Genomic DNA, 18407 nt, shown 5'->3' with positions numbered 1-18407 from the left:
TCTGCGCGACCGGACCGTGCCGCCGCCCGGCATCGTGCAGCCCCCGCTCAGGCGAGCGGCTTGCGCATCTGCAGGGACGTCGTCTCGTAGCCGAGCGACTCGTACAGCGCCCGCGCGGCGCTGTTGAAGCCGAACACGTTCAGCGCGAGGGAGGCGCCGCCGCGGGAGCGGACGTGCGACTCTGCGAGCAGCATCGCCGCCCGGCCGAGGCCGCGACCGCGCTCGGCGGCGTCGATCTGCACGTCCCAGACGTACCCGACGCCCTCGAGTCCGCTCGGGTGCGGGCCGAGCCACAGCGACCCGACCGCGCGGCCGTCCTCGGAGACGAGCAGCACGTCGTGCCCGGCGGCGGGGGAGCCTCCCGGGAAGTACGTCTCGTCCGAGGTGTCGGCGTTGCGCGTCGCGGCCGCCTCGTCGTCGCCCGCCCGCATCCGGTCCTCGATGTACGCCGAGCGCTGCACTCGCATCCACCGGGCGAGAGCGGCGGCGGGCATCGGCTCGAGCGTGACGGTCATCCCCTCACGATCCCACTCCGGGCCCGCCTCCCGCGAACGATCCGTCGCGGACGGCCCGCAGGGGATCCGGGGACGGGCCGCTCGCGACGGATCATCGCCGGCCCGGGTCAGTCCGGGGTCCGCTCCGCGTGCTTCCGCTTCCCCAGGCGGGTGGCGAGGAACAGCAGCGTCCCCACGACCACGTAGCCCGCCGTCGCCAGCCAGACCACCCCCGTCTGCTGCGTCAGGAGCACCACGCTCGCGATGGTCGCGAGCACCGGCACCACGCGCGGCACGGAGTAGTGGGCGTGGTCGACGCGGTCCTTCTTCAGCACCAGCACCGAGACGTTCGCCGCGATGAACACCAGCAGGAGCAGCAGCACCGTCGTCTCGGCGAGAGTGCCGACGTCGCCGATGAGGCTGAGCAGCATCGTGACTCCGCCGACGACCACGATCGACACCCACGGCGTGCGGCGGCCCGGGAGCACCTTGCCGAAGGCGCTCGGCAGCAGACCCGACGTGGCCAGCCCGAAGCCGACGCGGCTCGCCATGACCATGAACAGCAGAGCGCCGTTCGCGATGGCGACCAGCGCGATCAGGCCGAACAGCCACGGCGGCACGGCCACTCCGCTCGCCGCGACCACGTCCAGCAGGGGGCCGCTCGACGCCGCGAGCTCGTCGTTCGGCAGCACGATCACGGCGCCGAGCGCGATCAGGAGGTAGACCACGGCGGCGGTGATCAGCGCGCCGAAGAGGGCCCGCGGGTACACCTTCGAGGGGTTCCGCACCTCTTCGGCCATGTTCGCCGCGGCCTCGAAGCCGAGGAACGAGAAGAAGGCGACGATCGAGGCGGCGAACGCGCCCTGCAGCGGAGCGACGTCGGGGTTGAACTCGAGCACGCGGGAGGCGTCGCCGTCGCCGGAGCCGAAGAAGACCGCGGCGCAGACGATGACGATCACCAGTCCGCTCACCTCGATCACCGAGGCGACCAGGTTCGCGGTCAGCGACTCCTTCACGCCGCGCAGATTCACCAGGGTGAGGATCGCGATGAAGACGAGCGCGGTCGGGATCGGCGGGACGTCCAGCAGCGCGCCGAGGTAGTCGCCCGCGAACGCGTTCGCCAGCGAGGCCGCCGTCGTGATGCCGGACGCCATCATCAGGAAGCCGATCAGGAACGAGAGGTACGGCTTCCCGAACGCGCGGTCCACGTAGCGCGCCGCCCCTCCGGCGTGCGGGTACTTGGTGATCAGCTCCGCGTACGTGCCCGCGGTGAGCAGGGCGACGACCAGCGCGATCAGCAGCGGCAGCCAGATCACGCCGCCGACGTCCTCCGCCATCGTGCCGACCAGGGTGTAGATGCCGGCGCCGAGCGTGTCGCCCACGATGAAGGCGAACAGCAGCGGTCCGGTGATCACCCGCTTGAGCGACGCCTTCCCGGGAGCGGTCTCGGCGGTGTCCGTCGTGTCGGTCATCCGCACACTCCACCGAAGCGAGGGGTCCGAGCGCAAGCCTCGCCGCCCGATCGCTGCGAGATTTCTCATGATCGTGACCCGTGTGGCAGGGGCCGTGGGCGGCGGGGCCTCCCACAGCGCGCCCGTCCCGGGTCTCGGGTGATCCGCCGCATCAGCGGGAGGGGACTCCGTGCGCACAGGGTGAACAGGGGGCGTCCGCGCGTGCCGCCGCGCGCCCGCACTGGGTAGGCTGGAGCGCTTCGTCGTGAGTGGAGCGGTCGCGGAGGAATCATGGGCAAGAAGCGCAACCAGGGACGATCCGGAGGCGGTCAGGGCGGGTCCGGCGGTCAGGGCGGCGGCCGCACGGCCGAGACCGCGCTGATGGTGCGGTTCCGCAGCTGGTACCGCTCGCACCTCGCCGAGGTCGGCCTGCAGCACGAGCACCTCGAGGCCGACGAGGCCGTCGAGGTGCTGACCGACCTCTTCGCGATGACCCGGGACCTGCGTCCGCGCGGCTCCTTCGCCCAGCCCGACGCCGAGCTGCTCGAGGCCGTCTTCGACCAGATCGAGGCCGACCTGTCGGGAGAGGAGAGCGAGGCCGACCTCGACGACACCCTCTTCACCGTCGCCGAGGTCGTCGAGCACTTCCTCGACTTCCTCACCGACGAGGACCTCTGGACCGGCACCGACGAGGAGCTGGACGAGTGCCAGGCCGTCCTCGACGAGGTCCTCGACCTCGCCGGCTCGTTCGTCGAGGCCGTGCTCGACGACCTCGCGGAGCTCGACGAGGTCCCGGCCGAGGAGCAGCTCTCCGCCGTCCGCGCCACCGCTCTCGTGCACGCCGCCGACGTCGTGGTCGAGCACCTCGCCGCCGCCGACGGCGCGACCCTCACCGAGCGCGCCGCCCGCGAGATCGCGGTCGAGGCGGGCATCTCCTCCGCGGGATCGACCCCGAGCGACGACTCCGTCCGCATCCCGGTCTCGGCCTGGTGGGACGCGCTGGTCGGCTCGGCCGTGCTCGAGCAGGAGGGGTCCGCCGCCGGCCTCGGCGAGGCGGCCGTGCTCTGGCGCAGCTCCGACGCGCACGAGGCCGCCGCCGAGCGCATCGCCTACGTCGCCCGCTTCCTCGAGCAGTGGATCCTCAGCGCCCAGACCGCGCTGACGGCCGCCGACACCGAGGACGGCGCCTTCTCCCCGGAGGAGCGCGCGGTCACCACCACCGACGCCGTGCTGGTCCGCATCGCCGTCGCCTGCCAGGCCGAGATCCACCCGGGCCTGGTCGTCGGCGAGCTGGTCGACGAGCTGGCCGCCGACTCCGGAGTCTCGCTCGACGAGGCCCTCGACGAGCGCGAGCGCATGGTCGGGACGGCCGAGCGCATGCTCGACGACACCGCCGAGCTCGGCCTGCTGCTGCACTCGCCCGAGTTCGGGTACGCGGTGCCGGAGGGCCTGGCGCCCGTCCTCGCCTCCGTCGTCCGCGCGACGGTCGTCCTCCTCGGCGAGCGCGAGGCCACCCGCCTCGAGATCCTCGACGAGGCGACCCAGGACATGGCGACCGCCTACGCCCTCCACGTCGCCCTGCTCGGGACCAAGCCCGTCGTCTGGCGGCGTCTCGAGCTCTCCTCCGAGTCGTCGCTGCGCGATCTGCACCTCGCGCTCCAGCTCTCGCTGGGCTGGACCGACGCGCAGCCGCACTACTTCAGCGTGGGCGTGCCCGACGAGGAGCAGGCTCCGATCGGCTCGCCGTCCGACGCGGAGGAGTTCGGCGCCGACCTCGTGGACGAGGCGGGCGTCGCGCTCGCCGAGGTCCTCGAGCAGGAGCAGGACGAGCTCTTCTACGTCTACGACCTCGAGGACGAGTGGCGCCACGTGATCCGCCTGGAGGCGATCGCGCCGCTGTCGACGGCTCTGCCGCGCTGCACCGGCGCGCGCGGCGCGGCTCCGCTCGACATCCCGGGAGGCCCCGCGGCCTGGGCCGACACGGTACGGGCGGCGACGGACCCGTCCTCGGCCGACCACGCCGAGGCGCTCGAGGCTCTCGGCCTCGCCGCGGGCGCCTCGTTCGATCCGGCCGCGGTCGATGTCGACGGCATCAACCGCTCGCTCGGACTCCTGCGCTCCGCCGTCTGACGCCCCGCAGGACCGCATCGCCGGAGGAGGTCCCCGCTCCCGCTCACCGCGGGCGGCGGGAGCCTCCTCCGGTGGCGCACGTCACGGGGTGAGCAGCAGCTTGCCGATGTGGCCGGAGGAGCGCATCACGTCGTGCGCCCGCTCGGCCTCGGCGAGGGGGACCACCTCGTCCACCACCGGGCGCACCGTCCCGGCGGCGACCAGCGGCCAGACCTCCGCGCGCACCTGTGCCACGATCGCGCGCCGCTCCTCCAGCGGCCGGGCGCGGAGGGTCGTGGCGTGCACCGCGCCGCGCTTGCGCATCAGCACCCCGAGGTCGAGCGACCCGAGCGCGCCGGACTGGTTGCCGATGAACACCACGCGTCCGCCCACGGCCAGCGCCTCGAGGTCGCGGGCCAGGTAGTCGCCGCCGACGGGGTCGAGGATCACGTCGACGCCGCGCCCGCCGGTCGCCTCGCGGACCCGCTCGACGAAGTCCTCCTCGCGGTAGTCGATCAGGACGTCGGCGCCGAGCGCGCGGCACGCCTCGAGCTTGCGGGGGCTGCCGGCCGTGACGGCGACGCGGGCTCCGAGGGCGACGGCGATCTGGATGCCCGTGGTCCCGATCCCGCTCCCGCCGCCGTGGAGGAGGACGGTGTCGCCGGATCCGAGCCCGGCCACCATCACGAGGTTCGACCAGACGGTGGACGTCGTCTCCGGGAGGGCGGCGGCCGAGACGAGGCCGATCCCGTCCGGGACCGGCAGCACCAGGCCCGCGTCGACCGCGACGTACTCGGCGTAGCCGCCGCCGGAGAGCAGCGCGCAGACCTCGTCGCCCTCCGCGAACCCGGTCGCGTCCTCGCCGAGCGCGACGACCGTGCCGGACACCTCCATCCCGAGGATCTCGGAGGCGCCGGGCGGCGGCGGGTAGACCCCGCCGCGCTGGCCGAGGTCGGCGCGGTTCACGCCGGCGGCCGCGACGCGCACGAGGACCTCGCCCGGTCCGGGGGAGGGGGTCGGCACCTCCTCCAGCACGAGTCGGGAGTCGGGGCCGGGGTTCTCGATGCGGATCGCCTGCATGAGGGGGATGCTACGCCGCCTCCGCGCCTGCCTCCGTTCCTGTACCCCCGGCGTGCGATCTGCAGGGGATCCGGACGTCGCCTCGCGGTTCAGGCGGAGGAGAACGCTCTCCCGCCCGCATCCCCTGCGAACCGCACCGTCCCCTGCAGATCGCCCGTACCCTGCAGATCGCCCGGCTAGCCCTGCTCCGCCAGGAACGCCAGCACCGCGTCCTTGAAGCCCCGCGCGGGCACGGTGCTGGTGTGGTCGCGGCCGGGGACGCTCACGAACCGCGCCCCCGCCTCCGCCGCCAGCAGCTCGCCGCCGGGAGCGATCGGATCCGCGCCTCCGGTCACGAGCAGCGTCGGCAGGCCGGGGTGCCGCCCGTGCTCCGGGTGCGCCCCGCCGCGGACGCCGTCGGCCACCGCCACCAGCGCCGCGAGGTCGTTGCCCTGCACCCCCTCCGCCATGCCGATGAAGGCGCGGGTGAAGCCGTTGTCGATCTCGCCGCCGGAGGCGACACGCGCCCGGGCCGCCTCCGCGTCGAAGGAGCGGAGGGGCTCGCCCACGGTCAGCCCGCCGAGGCTCAGCGAGGCGAGGCGCTCCGGGTGCTCGAGCCCCAGCACCCAGCTCATCCGGGCGCCGAGGGAGTAGCCGAGCACGTGGGGCGCGTCGAGGTCGTAGGAGTCGAGCACCCGCACCAGGTCGGCCACCATGGCGCTCACGCTGTAGGAGTCGGAGTGGTGCGGCTTCTCGCTCGCGCCGTGCCCGCGCTGGTCGAGCGCCACGACGCGGTACCCGGCGCGGTGCAGCGTCCGGAGCCAGCCCGACGTCTCCCAGTTGAGCACGGCGTGGGAGGCGAAGCCGTGCACGGCGAGGACGGTCGGGGCGCTCTCCTCGCCGACGGAGTAGGTGGCCAGCCGCACTCCGTCGTCGGCCACGACGTACACGGGCGGGGGGAAGGCGATCACTCCACCACCCTGCCCGCCGCCGCGGCGTCGAGGGGGCACCGTGCTGCGGACACGCCGAGCGGAGCCTCAGGCGCGGGGCGCCGTGCGGGCCGGGGTGCCAGGACGATCAGCGCGGCGGGCGGGTGGAGCGGGCGAAGGGCACGGCGATCCAGAGGCGCACGGTGCGTCCCTGGCCGGACCGGATCCCGAGGACCACGCACAGCACGAGGTTGAGCACGGCCAGCGCAAGGATCGCCGAGATCGTCGCGAGCGGCCACTCGGCGCCGAGCGAGTCGCGCACCGACACCAGCGCGAGATGCAGCGGGACCAGCATCAGCTGGAGCGCGAGGTAGGTGAGCTGCCAGTTGACGGCCACCAGGCCGTTCCGGTCGCTGAGGGTGCCGATCCGCCGCCGCGACCCCCACACCATCACGGTCGCCGTGAGGGAGATCACGGGGGAGATCACCACGAAGCCGGCGAGCGCCGAGAGCCCGGCGAACCAGACGGCGCGGGCGCCCGTGCGGTCCCGTGTGCGGTGCCGCAGCTCGTCGTCGTCCATCTCGCCGCCTCCTCGCGCCCGACCCAGTCTCGCACCCGCCCCCTCCTCGAGGCGGGGGATCGCCCCCGAGTTCCGGGGGTTCCCCGGATGGGGCGGGCCCGGGTGCGTCCGTAGCGTGGAGGCATCGCCGGAGCACACCGGCGGCACCGCATCCCGCCGGGCGACCGGCACCCGAGAAGGAGCACACCGTGACCACCGACGACCGCACCGCCCGCCTCTCCACCCCCGCCGACGAGCAGCCGACCGTGGACCTGGGCGCGACCGCCGTCCTCACCGAGAAGCGGCCGACCGCCGGGGAGCGCCCCGCCGCCGAGGAGCCCGCCTCGTCGCAGCAGGCCCGCGCCCCCTACGGCACCCCGGCCGTCCCGCCCGCGGCGCTCGCCCCGGCTCCGTCGACCCCGTTCTCGCTCACCAGCCTGATCCTCGGCGTCACGTCCGTCTTCTTCGGACTGACCGTGATCGCTCCGGCCGCGGGCCTCGTCTTCGGCGTCCTGGGCCTGAGGAGGGAGCCGACCGGCCGCACGCTCTCGATCTGGGGCATCGTGCTCAACTCCGTCATGCTCGGCCTGGTCCTGCTGTTCGCGATCGCGGTGCTCGTCGTGGTCGTGCTCGTGCCGCTGGCGGCCCTGGCGTCGGGGAGCGACTACCGCTGACCCGCCGCGTCCTGCGTCCCGCGCCTCCTGTCCGCCCCGGCGGCGGGAGGCGCGGTCGTTCCGCGCCCGTCGAGCGCCCGCTCCGCGCCTGCGTCCGCCGCCGCCCCGCGCCCCGGCGATAGGCTGGCCGCGCAGTTCGCGAGCCCCCTGCACCCTCCGGGGCCGCACGACGACAGCAACGGAGCTGGACGTGACCCTCGCACCGAGCACCCTCCCCGACCGCGACCCGGAAGGCAGAGCCCTGGACGACACCGAGACCCCCGCCACGCGCACCGAGAGCGACTCCCTCGGCTCGATGGAGATCCCCGCCGAGGCCTACTGGGGCATCCACACGGCGCGGGCCCTCGACAACTTCCCGATCTCCAAGCGCCCCATCTCGATCTACCCCGATCTCGTCCGGTCCCTCGCCACGGTCAAGCTCGCGGCCGCCCGGGCCAACACCGAGCTCGGCAGCCTCGCCCCCGCCAAGGCCGAGCTGATCGAGACCGCGTGCCGCCGCATCATCGACGGCGAGTTCCACGACCAGTTCGTGGTCGGGGTGATCCAGGGCGGCGCCGGCACCTCGACGAACATGAACGCGAACGAGGTCGTCGCCAACGTCGCGCTCGAGATCGGCGGCTTCGAGCGGGGCGACTACGCCCACCTGCACCCGCTCGACGACGTCAACCGCAGCCAGTCCACCAACGACGTCTACCCGACCGCGATCAAGATCGCGATGACGTGGTCGCTGCGCCGCCTGCTCGACGAGCTGGCACTGCTGCGCGAGTCGTTCTCCCGCAAGGCGGTCGAGTTCGGCAGCGTCCTGAAGGTCGGCCGCACGCAGCTGCAGGACGCGGTGCCGATGACGCTCGGCCAGGAGTTCCACGGCTTCGCGACGACCCTCGGCGAGGACCACGCCCGGCTCTCCGAGACCATCTGGCTGCTCGCCGAGGTCAATATCGGAGCGACCGCGATCGGCACCGGCATCACCGCCGATCCGCGCTACGGAGCGGCCGCGGTCCGCCACCTCAACGGGATCACCGACCTCGACCTCGAGATGGCGCAGGACCTCGTCGAGGCGACGAGCGACACCGGCGTGTTCATGTCGTTCTCGAGCGCGCTCAAGCGCTCCGCGATCAAGCTGTCCAAGATCTGCAACGACCTGAGGCTCCTCTCCTCGGGCCCGCAGGCCGGCTTCGGCGAGATCAACCTGCCGCCGCGCCAGGCGGGATCGAGCATCATGCCCGGCAAGGTGAACCCGGTCATCCCCGAGGTGGTCAACCAGGTCGCCTACTCGGTGGCCGGCGCCGACGTCACGGTCACGATGGCGGCCGAGGCGGGTCAGCTCCAGCTCAACGCCTTCGAGCCGGTGATCGCGCACTCGCTGCTGCAGAGCATCACCTGGATGACGCAGGCCTGCAGGACGCTCCGCGAGAACTGCATCGACGGCATCACCGCGAACGTCGACCGGCTCGAGGCCATGGTCGCCTCCTCGGTCGGCGTCGTGACGGCGCTCACCCCGAGCATCGGCTACACCGCGTCCGCGGCACTCGCCAAGGCCGCCCTCGCCACCGGCCGCAACATCGCCGACCTGGTGGTCGAGGCGGGGCTGATGTCCCGCGAGGAGGTCATGCGGCTCATCTCGCCGGCCCGGCTCTCGGGCATCGAGGCGATGACCGCGGCGCTCCCGATCATCGACCCCGCGCCGGAGGCGTGACCGAGGCCGCGAGGCGCGCCCCGGCGTAGCTGCGCCAGGGCGCCCAGCGTCGTCCGGCCTCGGCCAGCGCGCGCTCACCGGCGGGCAGGCCGAGCGACGCCGCGCCCCGTCGGAGCGCCGGATCTCCCGCGAGCAGGACGTCGGGATCCCCGGTCGCCCGCTGCGCCACCGCGGCCGCCGTGGCCCGGCCGATCCCGAGGACCGCGAGCAGCTGCTCGGCGAGCTCCTCCCGGTCGGCGTCGAGCCGCAGCGCTCCCTCGGCGAGCAGCGTGCAGGTCCGCACCAGCACGTCGGCGGATCGGCCGAGCACGTCGGCGGCGTACTCGGCGATCACCGCGGGGGAGGGGAAGGAGCGCGCGATCGATCCGCTCGCCACGGACTCCGGCAGCATCGCGCCCAGCGCCGCGACCAGCCGTGCGGCCTCCCGCCGGCCGAGCAGCGCGCGCACCAGCGTCTCGACCGGATCGACGGAGCCGGGCACGCGGACGCCGGGGCGGGCGGCGACGCTCGGAGCGAGCGCGGGATCGGCCGCGAGGGCCTCGTCGACGGCCCGGGCGTCCGCGTCGAGGTCGAGCAGCCGCCTCACCCGGGCGACCAGGGGCCCGATGTCGGCGACGGAGACGAGGGTCGCGCTGCAGCGGACGGTCGCCTCGTCCGCCTCCAGCCGGATCAGCGCCGCGCCCCCGGGCAGGACGAGCGAGCGCGCGTAGCCGCCGGGGGACGCCTCCTCGAGCCCCGGGAGCGCGTCGGCGCCGAGCACGTCGAGCACCCCGGGATCGAACGGAGCGCGCACCGCCAGCCGCAGCTCCAGCGTGGTCGCGCCGTCGTGGACGCTCGCCTCGGAGCGCGTGCCCCGGGCGGAGGCGCGCAGTGCCGTCGGCGTCCGCTCGTACACCTCCGCCAGGGTCGCGTTGAACTGCCTGATGCTCGTGAACCCGGCGGCGAAGGCGACATCGGACACGGGGAGGTCGGTGCTCGTGAGCAGGAGCCGGGCGGTCTGGGCGCGCTGGGCGCGCGCGAGGGCCAGCGGAGGGGCTCCCAGCTCCTCGCGCAGGATGCGGCCGAGGTGGCGCGCGCCGTAGCCGAGCCGGGCAGCCAGTCCCTCGACCCCCTCGCGGTCGACGACTCCGTCCGCGATCAGCCGCATGGCGCGCGCCGCCGTGTCGTCGCGCAGGTTCCACTCGGGGGAGCCGGGCACGGCGTCCGGCAGGCAGCGCTTGCAGGCGCGCAGCCCCGCCTCGTGCGCGGCGGCGGCCGTCGGGTAGAAGCGCACGTTCGCGCGCCGCGGAGTGATGGCGGGGCAGCTCGGACGGCAGTAGACGCCCGTGGAGTGCACGCCGGTCAGGAACCGCCCGTCGAACCGGGAATCGCGGGAGGCGACGGCGCGGTAGCGCTCCTCGAAGAGCGGATCGGAGTCGGGCACGCCTCGAGCCTCGCACGCGGCGACGTCCAGCAGGAGCGGGAATCGGACATCGGCGTCGCCGCTGAGGGTCGCTGCACGACGTCGGCCGCGAGCGGAGTCCCTGCCCCCACACGGCAGGCCACCCCCTCTCAGCCGACGTTGTGCAGAGCTGTCCCCGCTCACGTGCGCCCTGTCGCCTGTCAACCGCCGCCGGCACACCCCGCCGGTGCCCTACTGTCGGCCCCATGAGCGCCTATCCGCCGCCCGCACCGCCCGCCACCGCCCGCCCCTCCGTCGTGCCGACCGTGCTCGGCTCGATCGGCGTGGCGCTCCTCGGGATCCTGCTGCTGCTCGTGCTCGCCTACGTCGTGCTCGGACTCGGCGTCAGCGCCGCGGGGATCTGCGCGGTCATCGCGCTCGTGCCGCTCACCGTGGTGCTGCTGGGCGTCCGCTGGGTCGACCGCTGGGAGCCGGAGCCCGCGCTGGGCCTGTGGTTCGCCTTCCTCTGGGGCGCGGCCGGCTCCGTCGCGATCGCGCTCCTGGTCGACCTCGGCGTGCAGATCGCCGTCTACGCCTCCGGGCAGCAGCCGAGCGGATCCGACTTCGTCGGCGCCGTGATCCAGGCGCCGCTGGTCGAGGAGACGGCCAAGGGGATCGGGGTCCTCCTCGTCCTGCTGATCTGGCGCCGGACCTTCGACGGACCCGTCGACGGCATCGTCTACGCGGCCGTCGTCGCCTCCGGGTTCGCCTTCGTCGAGAACATCCTCTACTTCGGCAGCGCGCTGGTGGAGGGCGGTCTCGGCTCGCTCGCGGTGACCTTCTTCCTCCGCGGCGTGCTCTCGCCGTTCGCGCACGTGCTCTTCACCGCCTGCACGGGCGCGGCCCTCGGCGTCGCCTCGAACCGGCCCGCCGTCGCGCGGCTGCCCATCGCCCTGCTCGGGCTGGCGCTCGCCGCATTCCTGCACGCGCTCTGGAACGGCTCGTCGTTCCTGGTGTCCGACTGGTTCGGCTTCTACGGCGTGGTCCAGGTGCCGCTGTTCGCGGTCGCCGTGGTCGTCGTGGTCCTGCTGCGCCGGCAGGAGCGGCGCGTGACGCTCCAGCGGCTCGACGACTACGCCGTCGCCGGGTGGCTCTCGCCGGCCGAGGTGCGGATGATCGGCACCGCGGAGGGGCGCCGCACCGCCGCCCGCTGGGCCCGGAGCGCGGGAGGGGACCGGCCGCGCGCGATGCGGGACTTCCTCCGCTCGGCGACGCGTCTCGCGCACCACCGGCAGCACCTCCTGCTCGGCCGCGGCGGACGCACCGGTGCGGTCGACGAGCGCGTCCTCCTCGACGAGCTCGTCGCCCGCCGGGCGGTCCTCACCCGCTGAGCCGGGGCCGCCCCCGCTCCGCGAGGGGCGGGCTAGGCGGAGGCGCTGCGCACGCGGCGCTCGCCGGCCGTCACGGGCACGCCGAGCCGGTTCTGCGCGGGCGGCAGCGGGCAGTTGTAGTGGGGCGAGAAGCCGCACGGCGGGATGTAGGCCCGGTTGAAGTCCAGGAGCACCGGGCCGGGAGTGCCCGCGTCGGCCGCGCCGCCGATCCGCTGCACGACGAGGAAGCGGCCGACGGGGTAGCTCGCGAGCTCCGGGTCGGCGCTGCGGTTGGTCGGGTCGCCGAACGGGACGAGCAGCGTGCCGCCGTCGTCGAACGCGGCGACCGTGTACTCGCGGGCTCGGCCGTCGTCCACGAGCGAGAAGGTGATGTCGCCGGGCACGACCAGCTCGCGGGTGGCGCCGTTGTCGCGCAGGTGCTCGAACGGGACGGTGCGGTCCTCGGCGACCGGCTCGAACCAGGCCTCGAGCACCCACGCGGCGTCGAAGGGGAAGGTCTCGATGGCGTCGAAGGAGCGGATGCCGTCGGAGGCCGCGTCCCAGACGCGGTAGCCGTACTCGGGCTCGCCGGTGTCGAGGTTCTCGCGACGCATCCGCGTCAGGGTCGCGGAGCGGCCGTAGCCGGCCAGCGCCTGCTCGTCGTCGACGCATTCGCCGGACTCGAGCCAGCGGGTCTCGACGAGGGCGAGATCGCCCCGCGGTCCGGTGACGCGCTCGACGCGTCGGGCGAGCCACGACTCCCAGCCGGCGCGCGCCGACTCCGTGAGGTCGATCGAGGCGCGGGAGGGGGCGGTGACGCTGCTGCTCGGAGTGGCCATGGGGCGTGCAACGCGGGGCCGTCCGGTTCTCTTCCCGGTCGATGATCGGACGGCGGCCGGGCACCCGGGAGAAAGAGCTCGACGCCCTGCGGCAGCGGCAGGGCCGGCTGCTCGGACGGGGCGTCGAGCTCTTCGTGGGAGAGAGGATGCTCCTCCGCGGCGCCGAGCGCAAGAGGCATCCGGATCCCGCTGACGGCACGGCCCTCTCCGGATCGCTCGGTAGACTGGATCGCCTGTTTTCCCGCGGCCCCCGGAGCGCATCCCGCGCCTCCCGGCCCGCGGCGGCGGACCCTCGGAAGGCGGACGATGACGGACGGCAGCACTGTGCAGGCCACCGAGCTCTCTCGGGAGCGCGACTACGTGGCGGCGCTCTACGCCCGCCTCGACGAGCTGATCGACCAGGCCCGCGAGGCTCTGGACACCGTCCGCATCGAGAGCGTCGGCGGCAACCACCAGAGCCGCTCCGAGCGCGACGCGTACGCGCGCCTCTACGAGGACCGCATCCGCTCGCTCACCGGCGCCGACGACCGGCTCGCCTTCGGCCGGCTCACGCTCGCGGACGCCGACTCCGAGCACCGCTACATCGGCAGGATCGGCCTGCGCGACGAGGAGCAGGACACGCTGCTGCTCGACTGGCGCGCCCCGCAGTCGGCCGCGTTCTACCAGGCCACGGCCGCCCGGCCGATGGGGACCCGCGCCCGGCGCCATCTCACCACTCGGGGCCGCGAGGTCCTCCGCTTCGAGGACGAGGTCTTCGACGAGGAGCTGCTGCGCGAGGGCACCGTGCTGCAGGGCGAGGGCGCGCTCATGGCGGCCCTCGGCGCGCAGCGCACCGGCCGGATGCACGACATCGTCGCGACCATCCAGAGCGAGCAGGACCGCATCATCCGGTCCGAGCTGCGCGGCGTGCTCGTCGTGCAGGGCGGGCCGGGCACCGGCAAGACCGCGGTCGCCCTGCACCGGGCCGCCTACCTCCTCTACTCGTACCGCGACCGCATCGCCTCCTCCGGCGTGCTCGTGGTCGGCCCCTCGCGCTCCTTCCTCCGCTACATCGAGGCGGTGCTGCCCTCGCTCGGCGAGACGGGCGTCGTCCTCTCGACGCTCGGCCAGCTCTACCCGGGCCTCGACCTCGTCGAGGAGGACGTGCCCGCGGTCGCCCGCGTGAAGGGCTCGGCGCGGATGGCGGAGCTGCTCAAGCGCGCGGTCCGCTCCCGCCAGATCGTCCCGGCCGAGACCCAGGTGCTCGACGTCAACGGCGAGAAGCTCCGTCTGGAGCCGCAGGACGTGGAGCGAGCGATCACCCGGGCGCGCGACAGCCGCAAGCCGCACAACGAGGCGCGCGTCTCCTTCGTCAAGACGCTGCTCTCCCAGCTCACGCGTCAGCTCGCCGATCAGCTGCGGAGCCACGGCAGCACGGTCGACGAGGCCGACGAGGCGGTGCTGCGCGAGGACGTGCGGACCGCCCACGACGTGCGCGTCGCGCTCAACACCGCCTGGATCCCGCTGACCCCCGAGAAGCTGCTGCAGGACCTCTACGCCCGTCCCAACTGGTTCGCGACGCTCACGCCGCGCTGGACCGCCGCGCAGCGCGCCCTCCTCCGCCGCGACCGCGACGCTCCGTTCACGGTCTCCGACGTGCCGCTGCTCGACGAGGCCGCGGAGCTGCTCGGCGCCTACGACGACCAGGCCGACGCCTCGAAGAAGGCCGAGAAGGAGCAGCGCAAGCGCGACATCGAGAACGCGGAGGCCGCCATCCGCAACATGGGAGTCGACGGCCTCGTCAACGCGAAGGATCTCGCGGCCGGCTTCGCCGAGCGCTCGGTGCTCGGCACCACCGCCGAGCGAGCCGCCGCCGACCGCACCTGGACCTACGGGCACGTCGTGGTCGACGAGGCGCAGGAGCTCTCGCCGATGCAGTGGCGGGTGCTGCTGCGCCGCTGCCCGATGCGCTCGTTCACGATCGTGGGCGACGTCGCGCAGGCGTCCGGCGCCTCCGCCGCGTCGAGCTGGGACGCCGCGCTCCGCGACACCTTCGGCCGCCAGGGCCGGGGAGTGGAGGCGGCGCCGTGGCGCTTGGAGGAGCTGACGGTCAACTACCGCACGCCCGCGCAGATCGTCGCCTTCGCCGAGCGGACGGCGCGCGAGAACGGGCTGGAGATCACGCCGGGGGAGGCCGTGCGCTCCACCGAGTGGCCGGTGCGGACGATCCGCGACCGCGGCGACGCGGGCCTCTCGGAGCGCGTACTGGCGGCTGTGGTCGAGGACCGGGACATCGAGGCGGAGGGCACCCTCGCGGTCATCGCGCCCGACCACGACCTCGCCGCGATCGCCGAGCGCCTCGAGGAGCGGTTCGGCCGGGAGGTGGGCCGCGGAGCGACCGGGCTCGACCGCGCGATCGCCGTGCTCTCGACGAACGACGCCAAGGGGCTCGAGTTCGACTCCGTGATCATCGCCCGCCCGCGTCTCATCGCTCAGACGGGCGAGCGCGGCGCCGCGTCGCTCTACGTCGCGATGACCCGGCCGACGCGGCGACTCACCCTGGTCGAGTGAGCGCTCGCAGCCCGCTCCCAGACTGCGCTCCCGAGCGCCGTAGGATCGAGGCATGAGCAGCGAGAACCTGACCAAGCCCGAGGTCGACGCCCCTGAGGGCCCGGCCCCCGACACCCTCGTCGTCGAGGACATCGTCGTCGGCGACGGCGCCGAGGCGCAGCCCGGCTCGACCGTCGAGGTCCACTACCTCGGCGTCGAGTACGACACCGGCGAGGAGTTCGACTCCTCCTGGAGCCGCGACCAGTCGATCAACTTCCCCCTCAACAACCTCATCCGCGCCTGGCAGCAGGGCATCCCGGGGATGAAGGTCGGCGGCCGGCGCAAGCTGATCTGCCCGCCCGCGCTGGCGTACGGCCCGGCCGGCGGAGGGCACCCGCTCTCCGGCAAGACCCTGATCTTCGTGATCGACCTGCTCGGCACCAAGTAGCTCCGGGCACACGAAGAAGGCGCAGCTCCTAGCGGGGCTGCGCCTTCTTCACGCGCTCGACCAGCTCGCGCCAGGCTCCGTCGAGCTCGGTCTCGCCGAGGCGGACGCGGTGCGTCTGCACGCGGATCTCGTAGACGAAGCGGTCGGCCCGGCCGGGGTACTCGCCGTCGGCGCTGTCCCAGGGGAGCGAGCCGAGCAGGTCGCGCCAGGCGCGCTCGTCGGGCTGCTGCTCGACGTCGACCCGCCACACCCGGCGGAGGCCGGCGAAGCCGCCGCTGCGCGACACGATGACGTCCATGCGCGCGATGCTACCCGCCTCCGCCCGCGAGCGGACCGGCTCAGGCGGCCAGCGTCACGCCGACCGTCGTCCAGCCGGTGCGCACGGCGGCCTCGACCTCGGAGCCGGATCCGTAGCGCTCGGCGGCGGCCTGCACGGTGAGCGCTGCGAACGCCTCGAAGTCGGCCGTCGCGGTGAGGACACCCCCGGTCAGCACGTCGTACCAGACCTGCCCTGCTCGCTCCCACGCCTTCCCGCCGAGGGTCGTCGCCGCCACGGCGAACGCGCGGTTGGGGATCCCCGAGTTGATGTGCACTCCGCCGTTGTCGTCGTCGGTCTCGACGTAGTCGGCCATCGAGCCCGGCTGCGGGTCGGAGCCGAGGACGTCGTCGTCGTACGCGGTGCCGGGAGCGATCATCGACCGCAGGGCCGTGCCCTGCACCTCGTCGGTGAAGAGCCCCTCGCCGATCAGCCAGCTCGCCTCGTCGGCGCTCTGGCCGGCGCCGTACTGCTCCAGCAGAGCTCCGAACACGTCCGAGACCGACTCGTTGAGCGCTCCGGACTGGCCGCGGTAGACGAGGTTCGCCGTGTACTCGGTGATGCCGTGGGCGAGCTCGTGGCCGATCACGCTCTGCGAGACGGTGAAGCGGCGGAACACCTGGCCGTCCCCGTCGCCGAAGACCATCCGCGAGCCGTCCCAGAAGGCGTTGTCGTAGTCGTCGCCGAAGTGCACGGTCGCGTCGAGCGGGAGCCAGGCGTCGTCGATGGAGTCGCGGCCGTACGCCCCCTGCAGGAAGGCCGACATCGCGCCGAGGCCGTCGTACGCCTCGTCGACGGCCGCGTCACCCGTGGCCGCCTCGCCCTCGCGGCGGACGACCGTGCCGGGCAGGGTCTCCTCCGTCCGCGCGTCCGCGATGGTGCGCTGGAGCGACTGCACGCGGGTGCGCGGAGAGGGCATCGCGGCGGCGGTCGGCACCCCGCGGTCGGGCGAAGGCTCGCCGGGGCGGACGCGCCGGAACGGCACGTCCTGCTCGAGCGAGCGGCTCGCGGCCCGCGCGGCCCGGGCGAAGGCCGGATCGTCGAGGCGGGCGATGCGGACGAGGAGGTACGGCGGCACGACGGTTCGTCTCATGCCCCGATCCTGGCACCGACGTCCGACACGGTCCCGGGCTCGCCCGGCGGGCCCGCATGCGGTAGCGCCGAGCGGTAGCGTGAGCGCGACGAGCGGTTTCCAGCGATCCGGGGCCAGGCCCCGAGGACGACGAGGGCGGACATGGGCATCATCACGCGGGGCTTCTTCGGCAAGAGGGAGGCGGACCCGGACCTCCCGCCGGGCCAGCACCTCGAGAACGGGTTCCCCGTCCTCTCGATCGGGCCCACCCCGAACATCCACGAGTGGGCCTTCTCCATCGACGGCGGCCCTGCGGGCGTCCGCCGCTGGAACCGGGAGGAGTTCGACGCACTCCCGCACGAGGACGTGCACACCGACATCCACTGCGTGACCCGGTGGTCGAAGCTCGGCACCAGCTGGCGCGGCGTCTCGGTCGACACGCTGCTGGAGGGCCTGGAGACGGACGCCGGCTTCGTCATGGCGCAGAGCTTCGGCGGCTACACGACGAACCTCCCGCTCGCCGAGATCCGCGGCGGGAAGGCCTGGGTCGTCACCGAGTTCGAGGGGAAGCCCCTCGCAGCCGAGCACGGCGGCCCCGCACGGCTCCTGGTGCCCCACCTCTACTTCTGGAAGAGCGCGAAGTGGGTGCGGACGCTCCGCCTGATGCCCGGCGACGAGCCCGGCTTCTGGGAGCAGAACGGCTACCACATGCACGGAGACCCCTGGAAAGAGGAGCGCTACTGGTGATGTGGACGGAGGCGGTGGCCGAATCGGTCGCGCCGGTCACTCCCACGTCGCGCCTTCTGGTGCTCCGCGTGCCCGGGTGGCCGGGCCATCTGGCGGGGCAGCACCTCGACGTGCGGCTCACCGCGCCCGACGGCTACCAGGCGAGCCGCTCCTACTCGATCGGCGCGCCGGCCGACGGGGAGCGGGTCGAGCTCGCGGTCGAGCGGCTGGACGACGGCGAGGTCTCCCCGTACCTGGTCGACGGCCTCGAGGCGGGCGACCGGCTCGAGATCCGCGGCCCGATCGGCGGCTGGTTCGTCTGGCGTCCCGAGCAGGCGGAGCCGGTGCAGCTGATCGCGGGCGGGAGCGGCGTGGTGCCGCTGATGGCGATGGCGCGCGAGCACGCCCGGTCCGGGAGCACGGCGCGGATGCAGCTGCTCTACTCGGTCCGCTCGCCCGTCTTCGCCTACTACCGCGAGGAGCTGGCGGCGCTCGCCGAGCGGCCTGCCGCGACGGGCGGAGTCGCGGTGGACCACGTCTTCACCCGAGTGGCACCGGCGGGAGCGGCGCGTCCGGCCGGCCGCGTCACTCCGGAGCTGCTCGTCGAGGCGGCACTGCCGGCCGCGCTCGAGCCGACCGTCTACGTGTGCGGCCCGACTTCGTTCGTCGAGGCCGTCGCCACCGCCCTGGTCGAGCAGGGCCACTCGCCCGAGCGGGTCCGCACCGAGCGCTTCGGCGGCGCCTGACGCACCTCC

At 73.9% G+C, this 18407-nt stretch carries 17 protein-coding genes; 8 read left to right on the top strand and 9 right to left on the bottom strand.

Translation table 11 applies throughout. The features are described from left to right. Window positions 1-47: 47 nt before the first annotated feature. Together C5D08_RS05365 and C5D08_RS05360 are read right to left on the bottom strand one after the other, a co-directional pair. A complete protein-coding gene (locus C5D08_RS05365; RefSeq protein WP_104276154.1) occupies window positions 48-515 on the bottom strand; it encodes an N-acetyltransferase in 468 nt (155 codons plus the stop codon). A gap of 107 nt (window positions 516-622) precedes the next feature. Further along, entirely contained in the window at window positions 623-1966 is a 1344-nt protein-coding gene (locus C5D08_RS05360) for an APC family permease (protein WP_104276153.1), read from the bottom strand. Window positions 1967-2236: 270 nt separating this feature from the next. Between C5D08_RS05360 and C5D08_RS05355 the strand changes: the two genes are divergently transcribed. Beyond that, window positions 2237-4075 (top strand): plasmid pRiA4b ORF-3 family protein, encoded by a 1839-nt coding sequence (locus tag C5D08_RS05355; RefSeq protein WP_104276152.1) that lies wholly within the window; start codon window positions 2237-2239, stop codon window positions 4073-4075. A gap of 81 nt (window positions 4076-4156) precedes the next feature. Here C5D08_RS05355 and C5D08_RS05350 read toward each other — a convergent pair whose 3' ends face one another. The 3 genes from C5D08_RS05350 to C5D08_RS05340 all read right to left on the bottom strand — a co-directional run bounded on the left by C5D08_RS05350 (window position 4157) and on the right by C5D08_RS05340 (window position 6622). Then, complete coding sequence (locus tag C5D08_RS05350; RefSeq protein ID WP_104276151.1) at window positions 4157-5134, bottom strand: NAD(P)H-quinone oxidoreductase; 978 nt, start codon at window positions 5132-5134, stop codon at window positions 4157-4159. Window positions 5135-5310: 176 nt separating this feature from the next. Next, window positions 5311-6084, bottom strand: coding sequence for an alpha/beta fold hydrolase (locus C5D08_RS05345; RefSeq protein ID WP_181110052.1), 774 nt, complete (start codon window positions 6082-6084; stop codon window positions 5311-5313). 106 nt (window positions 6085-6190) lie between these two features. Next, window positions 6191-6622 carry a DUF4870 domain-containing protein gene (locus C5D08_RS05340; RefSeq protein ID WP_104276149.1) on the bottom strand — a complete coding sequence of 144 codons (432 nt, stop codon included), beginning with the start codon at window positions 6620-6622 and terminating at the stop codon, window positions 6191-6193. A gap of 188 nt (window positions 6623-6810) precedes the next feature. Here C5D08_RS05340 and C5D08_RS05335 point away from each other — a divergent pair, with 188 nt between their 5' ends. After that, a complete protein-coding gene (locus tag C5D08_RS05335; protein ID WP_104276148.1) occupies window positions 6811-7275 on the top strand; it encodes a DUF4190 domain-containing protein in 465 nt (154 codons plus the stop codon). A 241-nt stretch (window positions 7276-7516) separates the two neighbouring features. After that, window positions 7517-8971: an aspartate ammonia-lyase gene (locus C5D08_RS05330; RefSeq protein WP_258067329.1), complete on the top strand. Its 1455-nt coding sequence runs from the start codon at window positions 7517-7519 to the stop codon at window positions 8969-8971. On the opposite strand, the gene C5D08_RS05325 is transcribed toward C5D08_RS05330, so the two are convergent. After that, a complete protein-coding gene (locus tag C5D08_RS05325) occupies window positions 8946-10394 on the bottom strand; it encodes a DNA-3-methyladenine glycosylase 2 family protein (protein ID WP_104276147.1) in 1449 nt (482 codons plus the stop codon). The two genes, C5D08_RS05330 and C5D08_RS05325, sit on opposite strands and share 26 nt — an antisense overlap. Before the next feature lie 224 nt (window positions 10395-10618). Between C5D08_RS05325 and C5D08_RS05320 the strand changes: the two genes are divergently transcribed. Continuing rightward, the gene (locus C5D08_RS05320; RefSeq protein ID WP_104276146.1) at window positions 10619-11743 is read left to right on the top strand and encodes a PrsW family intramembrane metalloprotease; all 1125 of its coding nucleotides are present in this window, start codon (window positions 10619-10621) and stop codon (window positions 11741-11743) included. Window positions 11744-11775: 32 nt separating this feature from the next. Here the strand turns inward: C5D08_RS05320 and C5D08_RS05315 are convergent, their stop codons facing one another. Continuing rightward, window positions 11776-12561, bottom strand: a complete 786-nt coding sequence (locus tag C5D08_RS05315) for a DUF1684 domain-containing protein (protein ID WP_104276145.1) — start codon at window positions 12559-12561, stop codon at window positions 11776-11778. 306 nt (window positions 12562-12867) lie between these two features. Between C5D08_RS05315 and C5D08_RS05310 the strand changes: the two genes are divergently transcribed. Next, on the top strand, window positions 12868-15111 hold the full coding sequence (locus C5D08_RS05310; RefSeq protein WP_104276144.1) for a UvrD-helicase domain-containing protein: 2244 nt from the start codon (window positions 12868-12870) through the stop codon (window positions 15109-15111). Between the two features lie 52 nt (window positions 15112-15163). Continuing rightward, the gene (locus C5D08_RS05305) at window positions 15164-15538 is read left to right on the top strand and encodes an FKBP-type peptidyl-prolyl cis-trans isomerase (RefSeq protein ID WP_104226280.1); all 375 of its coding nucleotides are present in this window, start codon (window positions 15164-15166) and stop codon (window positions 15536-15538) included. Window positions 15539-15566: 28 nt separating this feature from the next. Here the strand turns inward: C5D08_RS05305 and C5D08_RS05300 are convergent, their stop codons facing one another. Both C5D08_RS05300 and C5D08_RS05295 read right to left on the bottom strand, forming a co-directional pair. After that, entirely contained in the window at window positions 15567-15836 is a 270-nt protein-coding gene (locus C5D08_RS05300; RefSeq protein ID WP_104276143.1) for a protealysin inhibitor emfourin, read from the bottom strand. A gap of 40 nt (window positions 15837-15876) precedes the next feature. After that, entirely contained in the window at window positions 15877-16947 is a 1071-nt protein-coding gene (locus tag C5D08_RS05295; protein WP_104276142.1) for a M4 family metallopeptidase, read from the bottom strand. A gap of 141 nt (window positions 16948-17088) precedes the next feature. Here C5D08_RS05295 and C5D08_RS05290 point away from each other — a divergent pair, with 141 nt between their 5' ends. Next, the gene (locus C5D08_RS05290) at window positions 17089-17673 is read left to right on the top strand and encodes a molybdopterin-dependent oxidoreductase (protein WP_104276141.1); all 585 of its coding nucleotides are present in this window, start codon (window positions 17089-17091) and stop codon (window positions 17671-17673) included. Beyond that, a complete protein-coding gene (locus tag C5D08_RS05285) occupies window positions 17673-18398 on the top strand; it encodes a ferredoxin reductase (RefSeq protein WP_104276140.1) in 726 nt (241 codons plus the stop codon). The genes C5D08_RS05290 and C5D08_RS05285 overlap by 1 nt, the downstream gene beginning before the upstream one ends. Window positions 18399-18407: the final 9 nt, after the last annotated feature.

Source organism: Rathayibacter sp. AY1B6 (assembly GCF_002932755.1).
Classification (GTDB): Bacteria; Actinomycetota; Actinomycetes; order Actinomycetales; family Microbacteriaceae; genus Rathayibacter.
This window is presented reverse-complemented; position numbering and strand designations above follow the sequence as displayed.

Bases quoted from the DNA above. Each gene is read 5' to 3' on its own strand.
- C5D08_RS05365 (WP_104276154.1), bottom strand. From the start codon at position 515: ATGACCGTCACGCTCGAGCCGATGCCCGCCGCCGCTCTCGCCCGGTGG.
- C5D08_RS05360 (WP_104276153.1), bottom strand. From the start codon at position 1,966: ATGACCGACACGACGGACACCGCCGAGACCGCTCCCGGGAAGGCGTCG.
- C5D08_RS05355 (WP_104276152.1), top strand. From the start codon at position 2,237: ATGGGCAAGAAGCGCAACCAGGGACGATCCGGAGGCGGTCAGGGCGGG.
- C5D08_RS05350 (WP_104276151.1), bottom strand. From the start codon at position 5,134: ATGCAGGCGATCCGCATCGAGAACCCCGGCCCCGACTCCCGACTCGTG.
- C5D08_RS05340 (WP_104276149.1), bottom strand. From the start codon at position 6,622: ATGGACGACGACGAGCTGCGGCACCGCACACGGGACCGCACGGGCGCC.
- C5D08_RS05320 (WP_104276146.1), top strand. From the start codon at position 10,619: ATGAGCGCCTATCCGCCGCCCGCACCGCCCGCCACCGCCCGCCCCTCC.
- C5D08_RS05315 (WP_104276145.1), bottom strand. From the start codon at position 12,561: ATGGCCACTCCGAGCAGCAGCGTCACCGCCCCCTCCCGCGCCTCGATC.
- C5D08_RS05310 (WP_104276144.1), top strand. From the start codon at position 12,868: ATGACGGACGGCAGCACTGTGCAGGCCACCGAGCTCTCTCGGGAGCGC.
- C5D08_RS05305 (WP_104226280.1), top strand. From the start codon at position 15,164: ATGAGCAGCGAGAACCTGACCAAGCCCGAGGTCGACGCCCCTGAGGGC.
- C5D08_RS05300 (WP_104276143.1), bottom strand. From the start codon at position 15,836: ATGGACGTCATCGTGTCGCGCAGCGGCGGCTTCGCCGGCCTCCGCCGG.
- C5D08_RS05295 (WP_104276142.1), bottom strand. From the start codon at position 16,947: ATGAGACGAACCGTCGTGCCGCCGTACCTCCTCGTCCGCATCGCCCGC.
- C5D08_RS05290 (WP_104276141.1), top strand. From the start codon at position 17,089: ATGGGCATCATCACGCGGGGCTTCTTCGGCAAGAGGGAGGCGGACCCG.
- C5D08_RS05285 (WP_104276140.1), top strand. From the start codon at position 17,673: ATGTGGACGGAGGCGGTGGCCGAATCGGTCGCGCCGGTCACTCCCACG.